We start from the raw sequence: 11,534 nt of genomic DNA, 5'->3' as shown, positions 1-11,534 counted from the left end.
TCCGGAAAAAAAAAAAACCCCCCTCCCCCCCCCCCCCCCCCCCCCCCCCCCCCCCCCCCCCCCCCCCCCCCCCCCCCTCCCGTCCCCCCCCCCCCCCCCCCCCCCCCCCCCGGCCCCGATAGGGTGGTACAGACCATGGGCCATAGGTCATGGGCCATGGGTCATAGGCCGGAAATCAGCGGGTCAGTGGTCGGTGGTCTACGGGCCACCGAGAGCGGAGAACAGTCCAGTGGCAGAGCGCAAGCCGATCGAATCCTGGCTCACCGACATGGACGGGGTCCTCATCCACGAGGGCACCCCGATCCCCGGCGCCGATGCCTTCATCAAGCGGCTGCGCGAGTCCGGCAAGCCCTTCCTGGTCCTGACCAACAACTCGATCTACACCCCGCGCGACCTCCAGGCCCGCCTGTCCCGCATGGGCCTGGACGTTCCCGTCGAGAACATCTGGACCTCCGCGCTGGCCACCGCGAAGTTCCTCGACGACCAGCGCCCGGGCGGCACCGCGTACGTCATCGGCGAGGCCGGTCTGACCACCGCCCTGCACGACATCGGCTACATCCTGACCGACCACGAGCCCGACTACGTGGTCCTCGGCGAGACCCGGACGTACAGCTTCGAGGCCATGACGAAGGCGGTCCGCCTGATCAACGCGGGCGCCCGCTTCATCTGCACCAACCCCGACGAGACCGGCCCCTCCACCGAGGGCCCGCTCCCGGCCACCGGCGCGGTCGCCGCGCTGATCACCAAGGCGACAGGCAAGCGGCCGTACTTCGCCGGCAAGCCCAACCCGCTGATGATGCGCACCGGCCTGAACGCCATCGGCGCGCACTCCGAGACCAGCGCGATGATCGGCGACCGGATGGACACCGACGTGCTGGCCGGCCTGGAGGCGGGCATGCAGACCTTCCTCGTCCTCACCGGCCTGACGTCGGTCGCGGACACCGAGAAGTTCCCGTACCGGCCGACCACGACGGTCGACTCGATCGCGGATCTGGTCGACCTCGTCTGAGGCGTACGGCCGTACGGCCGTACGGCGCACAGGGCACCTCCGGCGCGTGCGGTGCGTGCGGTGCGTACGGCCGACAGGGCGTACCGCGTTTGGGGCGTACGGCTGACACGTACGGCGCCGTTCCGGATGCGGAGCGGCGCACCGCGCGTGAATCTCCTTGACGAGGAGGTTCACCATGCGCAGTGTCCCGATCGCTCTCCGTGCCGCCGCCGTGTCCGTCGCCCTGGCGGCGTTCTCCGCGGTGACCGCGCCCATCGCCCTGGCGGGCGAGGAGGACCGCGGTGACCGCGGCAGCATCACGGTCGACCCGGATCCGGCCCACCCCGGAGCGCAGGTCAAGCTGCGCGTCAACGGATGCGACGGCGCCAGAGGGGCGGCCAAGTCCGCCGTCTTCGTCGCGGACGTCGCCCTCTACGGCCGCGACGGCGGCCGCAGCCCGCTCTACGGCCAGGCGATGATCAGCTCGCACGCCTCGCCCGGCTGGCACTCCATCCGGGTGACGTGCGACGGCCGCGACAAGGTCACCGGCTCCGTCCAGATCTCGCCGTACCGCCACCCCACCCACCACGCCTCGCCGGTCTGGCCGGTCCACGCGGGCGGCGGCGGCATGTCCGCCGAACTCGCGGAGGCGGCCAAGCCCGTCGCCGCCGCGGCCAAGAAGGACCACGGCGACGACGGCCCGAGCCTGCCGCACACGGTGATCGGCGCCATCCTCGCCGCCGTGGCCACCCTGGCCGTCGCGGGCCGGGCGCTGGCCCTGCGCCGCCGCCGCAGCGGCGAGTGAGGCGGGGGGCGGATGGGTGAGGCCAAAGCTTCCGGGAGCGGCCGGCTGCTGACCTTCGCCGCCTGGTCCGTGCTGGTGCTCGGCCTGTGGCTGTGGGGCCGCCAGCTCACCGTGGCGCCCGCATCCCCCGCCGGCCAGGCCGGCGGCGCGGTGGGACCGGGGCTGCCGGCCGCGCACGCCCCGCTCGCCGCGGCCCTGCCCCAGCGCGTCGACGTGCCCTCCATAGGCATCCAGGCCCCGGTGATCTCCCGGGGCCTGGACAAGGACGGCGCGCTCGAACCGCCCCCGTACGAGAGTCCGGGGACGGTGGGCTGGTGGGGGCGGGGCGCCCAGCCGGGGACGGCCGGGGCGGCGCTGATGGTGGGGCACGTGGACACGCGCTCCAAGCCGGCGGTGTTCTACGGCCTGAGCACGGTCCAGCCGGGTGACAAGGTGCGGGTGGTGCGGGCGGACGGATCGGTCGCCGAGTTCACGATCGAGGACGTACGGGTCTACGAGCGCGCGGACTTCGACGCGCACAAGGCGTACGGCCCGCGGGTGCGGGGCCGGGCCGAGCTGAGGCTGGTGACCTGCGGCGGCACCTACGACAAGGCGGCCAAGGAGTACACGGCGAACGTGGTGGTCTCCGCCTACCTGACGGGTGTGGGAGCCCGCCCGGGCACGGCGGTCTGACGGACGGCGGCCCGGGGAACGAAGAAGCCCCTCGCAGCTTTCGCTGCGAGGGGCTTCCTCCGTCTGTGCGCCGCCAGGGACTCGAACCCCGGACCCGCTGATTAAGAGTCAGCTGCTCTAACCAACTGAGCTAGCGGCGCTTGCTGACAGGGAAAACTCTACCCCACCTCCGCGGGTGCTCGTGACCAGCCACGCCCGCCTTGTCCGATTAACCCATGTTTGAGGGGTCTATCGTGCACGATATGTCTGCGCCGTGCACATCTGATGCTTTATCAGATGTGAGCCCGGCCGACCAGTGGACGAGCAGGGGACGAGCAGGGGAGTGGACGGATCCGCATGACGACGCAGCCTCCGACGCATGTGCAGATGCCGATGCCCGCTTTCGAGGAGTACGAGCCCGAGGGCGACTGCGTGTGCCGGGGATGCGCCCAGCGCCGCCGCTCCCTCGCCCGCGCGCGGGCCATACCGCTGCGCGACGGGGGTCACCCCGCGGCCCGCGGGGCCCGTCGGGCGCTGGTCCTGGCCACCGCCGCGGGCGTGGTCCTCGGTGGTGGAAGCGCGGCCGCGGTGGCCGTGACCTCCCCGGCCACCGGCCCGGTGGCGCTGGACGACCCCGGCTCCCCGCAGGGCGGCCGGACCCCGCTGCACGGCCCGAAGGGCGGCCCGGTCGGGCAGCCCGGCGCACCCGCCAAGCCCGGCGCGGTGAAGCGCATCGACCGCACGACGATCATCACCCGGGCGAAGCTGTGGCTGGACGCGCAGGTCCCGTACAGCATGTCCGCGTACTTCACGGACGGCTACCGGCAGGACTGCTCGGGCTACGTCTCCATGGCCTGGAACCTCGGCTCGAACGAGTGGACCGGCAGCCTCGACAAATTCGCCACCAAGATCACCAAGGAGGAGCTGCTGCCGGGGGACATGCTGCTCTTCCACAACCCGGCGGACCCCAACAACGGCTCGCACGTGGTCCTCTTCGGCGGCTGGGTCGACGAGACGCGCACGCACTACGTCGCCTACGAGCAGACGCGCCCCAACACACGGAAGCTGGCCACGCCCTACGGGTACTGGAGCAACGCGGCCAAGTACGTCCCGTACCGGTTCAACGGGGTGACGGGCGGGGTCGTTCCGGAGGTCCCGGGCGCCGTCCCCGAACCGCCGGCGCCGGGCCCGAAGCCCGGCGACGCCAAGGCCTTCCCGGGCGCGGACAAGTTCGCCCCGGGCGCCACGAACGACTTCGTGGCGCAGCTGGGCCGGATGCTGATCGAGCGCGGCGCGTACCGCTTCTACCCCAAGGGGGTGGCGGACCGGACGTGGAGCGACCACGACAAGCTCGCCACCCAGGCCTTCCAGCGCGCCCAGGGCTGGTCGGGCGCGGACGCCGACGGCATCCCCGGCGCGCACACCTGGCGCCTGCTCGTCGAGAAGCAGGGCGGCAACATCGCGCCGTTGGTGGGCGCGGCGCCGGGACCGGGCGGGGTACGGGCCTACCCGGGGGCCGCGCTGTTCCGCCCGGGCCAGTCGAACGCGGCCGTCGAGGCCCTCGGCCGGCAGCTGGTCAAGAAGGGCTTCGGCAAGTACTACACATCCGGCCCGGGCCCCCGCTGGGGTGAGGCCGACCGCCGCAACGTCGAGGCCTTCCAGCGCGCACAGGGCTGGCGCGGCGCCTCGGCCAACGGCTACCCGGGCCCGGAAACCTGGCGCCGGCTGTTCGCATGACGGAGGTAACGATGTTTCCCACGCGCACCACCTCGACGACGGGCACCCTCCGCGTACCGCCGACGGCGCCCCCCGCCGTCCCGGCGCGGCCGGCAGCGCCGCCGCCCGCCGCCGCCACCCCGGCCGCCCCCGCCTGGGACGCGCCGCGCCCCCACCCGGCGTGGGCAGCCGCGGAGCCGGAGCCCGCACTCGCTCCCGCGGCCGTATCCGCGCCGGGCCCGCACGCCCGCCCGGCATGGGCAGCCGCGGAGCCGGAGCCCGCGCGTACGGCGTCGGCCGCGGGGCGCCCGCACCCGGAGCCGGCCCCCGCCGCGCATGGCGGGCCCGGTCAGGGCATGTCGGCCGCGCCCGCGTCCCGCCCGGCGCCGGAAGGACCGCGCTCGCACCCTGGGTGGGCGGCCGAGCTGCGGCCCGCGCCGGCCTTCGCGGCCGCGGCCGGATCCGCGCCAGGCCCGGACCCCCGGACGGCGTCGGCAGCCCTCGCGCAAAGCGGGCCCGGCCGGGACGAGCGGGCACCCGTTTCCCGTACGGCGCCGGAAGGGCCGCGCTCCCACCCCGCGTGGGCGGCGGCCGAGCCGGAGTCCGTTCGTACGGCCGCGCCCGCACCCGCCGCCGCGCCCTGCCCCGCGTGGGCCGCCGAGCCGGAGTCCGTTCGTACGGCCGCGCCCGCACCCGCCGCCGCGTCCCGCCCGGCGTGGGCGGCCGCCGAGCCGGAGGCCGTCCGCGGCGCGGACTTCGCGCAGGCCGCCGTCGCCCAGGGCGGCCCCGGCCGCGCCGCGCGGTCCGCGTGGGCGGCGGAGCCCGAGGCCGCGGTCCCGCACGGTTCGGCCGTGGCCGTGGCCGAGCCGCGCCCGGAGGCCGCTCCGGCCTCGTCCGCCGCCGTGGGCGCACCGCGCGAGGAGGCGGGGGCGGGTGTTCCCGAGGAGACCTCGTTCGGCTGGGCCCCGGCCCCGGTGGCCCGCTCGGCGCAGGCTGAGGAACCGGTGCCGCCGCACGGTTGGGAGGTCCCGGCGGCCCGGGCGGAGCCCGACGCGGGCCCGGAGATCCCGCACGCCCAGGACGCGGAGGCCCCGGCTGCCGGGGTGGCCACCCTGAACCTGCGGACCATCGACCCCTACCCCTACCCCGCGCCCGACTCCGCCCCCGACTCCGCCCCCGACGCCGAGCCCGAGTACTCCGCCGGTGTGCCCGGCCCCGGCGCGGCCGAGATCGTCGCCCAGGCCGTGGCGCGCGGCCTGGAGAAGCCCCCGGCGGAGGGCGACTCCGAGGCCGCCCCCCGCTTCGGGCGGCAACGCGGCACCTCCGTCACCGAGGTGCCGGTGCACCTCCCCTTCCGCGGCGACCCGAAGCCGATGCCCGCGCCCGCCCCCCGGCCCGGCCGGTCCCGGTCCACCCCCCGGCCCGCCCCCGGCCGCCGGGTCCCCCGCGGTGACGACCGGCTCAGGGAGCACCGAGGCCCGGTGCTGCCCGGCTGGGTCGGCGTGGCCGTCGGCGGCATCGCCCTCGCCGGCTGCACGGCCGTGCTCTGGCGGGCCGGGGCCGTCCCCGCCCCGTTCGTGGCCGCCTTCGGCGCGACCCCCCGCGCCTACCACGGCCTGCGCGCCACCCACTGGCCCCCGCTGGCCTTCCTCGGCATCGTCGCCCTCGTCGCGCTCGGCGGACTCGGCCGGGCCCGTACCGGCCACGCCTGGGTGCTCACCCTCTTCGGCCGCTACCGCGGCACGGTCCGCCGTACCGGCCTGACCTGGGTCAGCCCCCTCCTCCTGCGCCGCCGGGTCGACGTACGGCTGCGGCACTGGCGCAGCGACCCCATGCCCGCCGTGGACTCCGGCGGCCTCGCCCTCCAGGTCGTCGTGCAGGTCGTCTGGCAGGTCAAGGACACGGCCCGGGCCACGCTCGCCGTCGAGGACCACACGGAGTACCTCGCCGAGCAGGTCGAATCGGCCATGGCCCGCGTACTGTCCCAGCTCCCCGCCGACGCCTTCCACGAGGACGCCCCGACCCTGCGCGACGCCGAGGCCGTCGGCGACGCGCTGACCCGGATGCTCGCGGCCGAAACCGAGGCCGTCGGGATCGAGGTGTTCTCGGCGCAGCCGACCCGGATCGAGTACGCGGCCGAGGTCGCCGAGGCCATGCGCCGCCGCCGGGTCGCGGCGATCGACGCCAAGCACCGGGACACCGTGCTGACCTCGGTCGTGGACGCGGTGGACGACACCGTGCACCGGCTGACCTCGCGCGGGCTGGTCGAGCTCGACGACTACGAGCGCAAGGCCCTGGTGAAGGACCTCACGGTCGCCTTCTACACGGGACGCCCCGAGTAGGGCGGCGGTTCAGCAGGTCAGCAGTACGGGAGCGGGTGGCCGGAATTTACCGGACCACCCGTTTTCCCATTGGTATGGACATGGCCAACTCTCGTCAATAATCTGGGACTTGGTCTAGACCTAATCCCCACACGCGCGCGCTCTCACCGAACTCCCCCCACGTTCAAGGAGCATCATGCGTAACGTCCGCATGCCCGGACGGGCCGGCGTCGCCGCGCTCGGCCTCGGCCTCGTCGCCGGCATCACCCTCATCGGCGCCCCCAGCGCCAGCAGCCACGGCTACACCGACACCCCCATCAGCCGCCAGAAGCTCTGCGCCAACAAGACCGTCTCCGACTGCGGGGCGATCCAGTGGGAGCCGCAGAGCGTCGAGGGCTTCAAGGGCTTCCCGGCCGCCGGCCCCGCCGACGGCAAGATATGTTCCGGCGGGCTCTCGCAGTTCGCCGAGCTCGACAACCCGCGCGGTGGTGCCTGGCCCGCCACCAGGGTGACCAGCGGGCAGAGCTACGCCTTCCGGTGGCAGTTCACCGCCAACCACTCCACCACCGACTTCAAGTACTACGTCACCAAGAACGGCTGGACCGGCACCAAGGCCCTCACCCGCGCCGACCTCGAACCCCAGCCCTTCCTCACCGTCGCCTACAACGGCGCCCGCCCCGCCATGACCACCGTCCACCAGGGGGCCATGCCGAGCGGCAAGTCGGGCCGGCACCTGATCCTGGCCGTCTGGACCGTCAACGACACCCCGATGGCCTTCTACGCCTGCTCCGACGTTCAATTCTGACGCAACGTCAGATACCCTCCGGCGGCATGCGGACGACGACTGCACCCGAAACCGTCGCGGAGCTCATAGCGCGCCAATGGGGCGACCACCGGCCCGGGCTGAAACACGAGGGCGGTGTCCTCACCCACCACCGGACCGCCCAGGAGGCCGCCGCGCGCGCCGCGCTCCTCGTCGACCTCATGCCTCAGGGGGCCGAGCCGCACCTCGGGGTGCTGCTCGACAACACCCCCGAGTTCCCGTTCTGGCTCGGCGCGGCGGCCCTGGCCGGGGCCGCCGTCGCCGGGATCAACCCCACCCGGCGCGGCCCCGAGCTGGCCCGCGACATCCTGCACACCGACTGCCGGATCCTGATCACCGAGCGCGCCCACCTGCCGCTGCTGCGCGGGCTGGACCTGCCGGGCGTGCGCGTCCTGGTCACCGGCACCGAGGAGTACGAGGCCCTGCTCGCGCCCTACGCCGCGGCCAAGCCAGGCGAGGCGGCCCTGCGTACCCCCGCCCCCGACGCGCGCCTCCTCCTCTACTTCACCTCCGGGTCCACCGGCGCCCCCAAGGCCGCCATCTGCACCCAGGGCCGCCTCGCGGCCGCCGGATCCGCCCTGGCCCGCCGGTTCACCGTCACCCCGGACGATGTCCACTACGTCTGCATGCCGCTCTTCCACGGCAACGCCGTCATCGCCGACTGGCTGCCGGCGCTCGTCGGCGGGGCCGCGGTGGCGCTGCGACGGCGCTTCTCGGCCTCGGCGTTCCTGGACGACGTACGGGCGTACGGCGCCACCTACTTCACCTACGTCGGGCGGGCGATCCAGTACCTGCTGGCCACCGAGCCCCGCCCGGACGACCGCGCGCACAGCCTGCGCCTCGGCTTCGGCACCGAGGCCGGGGCGGTGGACGCGGCCCGCTTCGCCGAGCGGTTCGGGGTCCGGCTGGTGGAGGGCTACGGAGCCACCGAGGGCGGCGCCTCCGTCCAGCGGACCCCGGACACCCCGCCGGGCGCCCTGGGCCGGGCGGGCGCGGGCGACGACCTGGCGGTGATCGACCCGGAGACGGGCGCGGAATGCCCGGCCGCGGTGCTGGACGAGGCCGGCCGCCTGCTCAACGGCTCGGCCGCGATCGGCGAACTCGTCAACCGCGGCCGCAGCCTGTTCGAGGGCTACTGGCGCAACCCGGCCGCGGAAGCCGACCGCACCCGGGAGGGCTGGTACTGGACCGGGGACCTCTTCTTCCGCGACGCGGCAGGCTTCCTCTATTTCGCGGGCCGTACGGACGACAGGCTGCGGGTCGACAGCGAGAACCTCGCCGCGGCGGTGATCGAGAACATCCTGGCCCGCTGGGCCGACGCGGCGGCGGTCGCGGTCTACGCCGTCCCGGACGAGGTGGCGGGGGACCAGGTCATGGCCGCGGTGTCCCTCCGGGAGGGCGCGGCGTTCTCGCCGGCCGCCTTCGCCGACTTTTTGGCGGCTCAGCCGGACCTGGGCACGAAGATGTCCCCGCGCTACGTCCGCATCCTCCCGGCCATGCCGGTCACGGCGACGAACAAGATCCACCGAGTCTCCCTCCGCCGGGCCGCCTTCCGCTGCGCCGACCCGGTCTGGCACCGCTCCCCTGCGGGGGGCTACGCCTTGCTGGACGCGGAGGCCCTGGCCACCCTCCTGGCCGCGTACGAGTCCCAGGGCCGTACCCGCCTCCTGGACCACTGGCCGGCGAGGCTGAACGACAGCCCCTCCGGCGTTTGAGGAGCGGGGTCTGGGGCGGAGCCCCAGGTCTTTGGGGTTCGGGCAGAGCCCGAGAAACGGAGAAAGGGCGGGGCGGGCCTATTGGTTTTGAGCACCCCGGAGGACCAGGTAGTATTTTCTCTGTCAGCAGGCGCCGCTAGCTCAGTTGGTTAGAGCAGCTGACTCTTAATCAGCGGGTCCGGGGTTCGAGTCCCTGGCGGCGCACCTGTCCTTCGGGCGGTTTCCGGTTCACCGGGAACCGCCCGAAGTGTTTTCCGGTCCGCGTACGGCCCCGGCGTCTGCCCGCAGTGCCCGCCGTTCCCGCCGTCAGAGCGTGAGCGACAGCAGCAGCGGCGCGGCCTTCCGGTTCAGGGTGTCCGCCGCGGCGCGCAGCCGGTGCGCGTGCTCGACCGGCATCGACAGCGCCAGGCAGCCCACCGAGGCCCCGGCCGTGATCGGGACCGCCGCGCAGACGGTGCCCACGGCGTACTCCTGCAGGTCCAGCATCGGCACGGTGGCCGGCTGGGCGTCCAGCTTGGAGAACAGGATCCGCTCGTTCACGATCGTCTTCGACGTGAGCCGGGCGATCTTGTGCCGGGACAGGTGGTCGCGCCGCCCGTTCAGGTCCAGCTGCGTGAGCAGGCACTTTCCGACGGCGCTGGCGTGCGCGGCGGAGCGGAAGTCGACCCACTCGTGCACCTTGGGAGTGCGGGGGCTGTCCGCGAACTGCGTGATCCTGACCTCGCCGTCCACGTACCGGCTGATGTAGACGGCCGCGCCGACCGAGTCGCGCAGCCGGTCCAGGGTCTCCTGCAGTTTGTCCGTGAGCGCCTGCTGTCGGTCGATGCCCGAGCCGAGCAGGACGAGGGAGTCCCCTATGGCGTAGGCGCCGTCGGACACCTGCAGGACATACCCCTCCCGACGCAGCATGAGCAGCATCGGGGCGAGATGGACGGCGGGCAGGCCGGTCTCACGCGCGATCTGCACGTCGGTCACACCACCGGTGTGCCGTGCGATCGTTTCGAGTACGCGTAGTGCGTACTGCACCGAGTGGAACGGCGCGGTCGGCTCGGGCTTCAGCGCCACGGTTTCCCCCTAGCAGGTTGTTACCGCTTGCCCTACCACGATAGCCATCAAGAGGCCCATGTGGAGCGCCTGTTGGGGAGATTGATGGCTCAATCATGTCTCTCTGCCAGGATCTACTCCACTGGCATATGCCATGGTCACGCGCGCTGTCCCGGTGCGCCGGGAATGCCCGGCCGCCGTTCACGGTTCGAATTCTTCGTACGGATGACACGGCGAGACGGGAGCGACGATGAGTGACACCGGTGGCGCACATGGACAGCACGGCAGGAACGACGGCATCCGGGGCGCCGCGCAGGGCCGGGCCACCGTACCGCTCTCGGTCCTGGACCTCGTCACCGTCGGCGCCGGCAGCACCGCCCACGACTCCCTGCGCACCAGCGTGGCCATCGCCCGGCTCGCCGAGTCCCGCGGCTACCACCGCCACTGGGTGGCCGAACACCACTCCATGCCCGGCGTCGCCAGCTCCTCGCCGGCCGTGATCCTGGCCCACCTCGCCGCGCACACCTCCCGCATCCGGCTCGGATCGGGCGGGGTCATGCTGCCCAACCACGCCCCGCTCGCCATCGCCGAACAGTTCGGCACCCTGGAGGCGCTCGCCCCCGGGCGGATCGACCTCGGCCTCGGCCGGGCCCCGGGCACCGACGGGCGCACGGCCGCCGCGCTGCGCGGAGCCGGGCGCCTCGACGAGTCCGCGGACGACTTCCCGCGCCAGCTCATGGAGCTCCGCCGGTTCCTCGACGACGACTTCCCGGACGGGCACCCGTACGCCCGCGTGCACGCCGTACCGGGCCCGGTCCAGGGCCCCGCCGGGCGGCCGCCGCTGTGGCTGCTCGGCTCCTCCGGCTTCAGCGCCCGGCTCGCCGGCGAACTCGGCCTGCCCTTCGCCTACGCCCACCACTTCTCGGCGGCCGGCACCCTGCCCGCCCTCGACCTCTACCGGCAGAGCTTCCGCCCCTCGGCCGTCCTGGACGCCCCGTACGCCGTCATCGGGGTCTCGGCACTCGCCGCCGACACCGACGCGGAGGCCCGCGCCCAGGTGCTCACGGGCGCGCTCTCGATGCTGCGGCTGCGCACCGGGCGGCCCGGCCTGGTCCCGACGCCGCAGGAGGCGGCGGCGTACCCCTTCTCCCCGGCGGAGCGGGAGTTCGTGGACGGCTGGCTCGCGAACATCGTCCACGGCACCCCCGACGAGGTCCGCACCGGACTGGACGACCTCGCCAAGCGAACGGGCGCGGACGAGCTGATGCTGACCGCCAACGCCCACAGCGGGCCGGCCCGACTGCGCTCGTACGAGCTCGTCGCAGACGCGTACGCCATGCCCGCGCAGGCGCCGGCGGCCGACTAGTCGTATGCAAACGGGGTTTGGCTGGTTTGTTGACGAAACCTTGCGGGGGGATGTCTGAAGGCAGCCTTAAACCGCTCGTCACCCGGGGTGGCGAGCGGTTTCTGA

9 protein-coding genes and 2 tRNA genes are annotated in these 11,534 nt (G+C 73.8%); 9 read left to right on the top strand and 2 right to left on the bottom strand.

Going from position 1 to position 11,534, the window contains the following annotated elements; all coding sequences use genetic code 11:
- Positions 1-229 precede the first annotated feature (229 nt).
- The 3 genes from ACZ4VT_RS32335 (at position 230) to ACZ4VT_RS32325 (ending at position 2,465) form a co-directional block, all read left to right on the top strand.
- Positions 230-1,009: an HAD-IIA family hydrolase gene (locus ACZ4VT_RS32335; protein WP_467954969.1), complete on the top strand. Its 780-nt coding sequence runs from the start codon at positions 230-232 to the stop codon at positions 1,007-1,009.
- Positions 1,010-1,184: 175 nt separating this feature from the next.
- Complete coding sequence (locus tag ACZ4VT_RS32330; RefSeq protein WP_467954968.1) at positions 1,185-1,793, top strand: hypothetical protein; 609 nt, start codon at positions 1,185-1,187, stop codon at positions 1,791-1,793.
- A 12-nt stretch (positions 1,794-1,805) separates the two neighbouring features.
- A complete protein-coding gene (locus ACZ4VT_RS32325) occupies positions 1,806-2,465 on the top strand; it encodes a class F sortase (protein ID WP_467954967.1) in 660 nt (219 codons plus the stop codon).
- Between the two features lie 66 nt (positions 2,466-2,531).
- Here ACZ4VT_RS32325 and ACZ4VT_RS32320 read toward each other — a convergent pair.
- A tRNA-Lys gene (locus tag ACZ4VT_RS32320) sits at positions 2,532-2,605 on the bottom strand.
- 226 nt (positions 2,606-2,831) lie between these two features.
- On the opposite strand from ACZ4VT_RS32320, the gene ACZ4VT_RS32315 reads away from it, so the two are divergent.
- The 5 genes from ACZ4VT_RS32315 (at position 2,832) to ACZ4VT_RS32295 (ending at position 9,223) form a co-directional block, all read left to right on the top strand.
- Positions 2,832-4,181 (top strand): peptidoglycan-binding protein, encoded by a 1,350-nt coding sequence (locus tag ACZ4VT_RS32315; RefSeq protein ID WP_467954981.1) that lies wholly within the window; start codon positions 2,832-2,834, stop codon positions 4,179-4,181.
- Between the two features lie 11 nt (positions 4,182-4,192).
- Complete coding sequence (locus ACZ4VT_RS32310; RefSeq protein ID WP_467954966.1) at positions 4,193-6,502, top strand: SPFH domain-containing protein; 2,310 nt, start codon at positions 4,193-4,195, stop codon at positions 6,500-6,502.
- Positions 6,503-6,692: 190 nt separating this feature from the next.
- The gene (locus ACZ4VT_RS32305) at positions 6,693-7,286 is read left to right on the top strand and encodes a lytic polysaccharide monooxygenase auxiliary activity family 9 protein (RefSeq protein ID WP_467954980.1); all 594 of its coding nucleotides are present in this window, start codon (positions 6,693-6,695) and stop codon (positions 7,284-7,286) included.
- Between the two features lie 26 nt (positions 7,287-7,312).
- On the top strand, positions 7,313-9,019 hold the full coding sequence (locus tag ACZ4VT_RS32300) for an AMP-binding protein (protein ID WP_467954965.1): 1,707 nt from the start codon (positions 7,313-7,315) through the stop codon (positions 9,017-9,019).
- Between the two features lie 130 nt (positions 9,020-9,149).
- Positions 9,150-9,223: transfer RNA gene (locus ACZ4VT_RS32295), tRNA-Lys, on the top strand.
- 102 nt (positions 9,224-9,325) lie between these two features.
- Here ACZ4VT_RS32295 and ACZ4VT_RS32290 read toward each other — a convergent pair.
- Positions 9,326-10,084, bottom strand: coding sequence for an IclR family transcriptional regulator (locus tag ACZ4VT_RS32290; RefSeq protein WP_030718073.1), 759 nt, complete (start codon positions 10,082-10,084; stop codon positions 9,326-9,328).
- Positions 10,085-10,313: 229 nt separating this feature from the next.
- On the opposite strand from ACZ4VT_RS32290, the gene ACZ4VT_RS32285 reads away from it, so the two are divergent.
- Positions 10,314-11,429, top strand: coding sequence for an LLM class flavin-dependent oxidoreductase (locus tag ACZ4VT_RS32285; RefSeq protein ID WP_362808543.1), 1,116 nt, complete (start codon positions 10,314-10,316; stop codon positions 11,427-11,429).
- The last annotated feature ends 105 nt before the right edge of the window (positions 11,430-11,534 follow it).

This window comes from Streptomyces sp. NPDC029164 (assembly GCF_055563995.1).
This window is presented reverse-complemented; position numbering and strand designations above follow the sequence as displayed.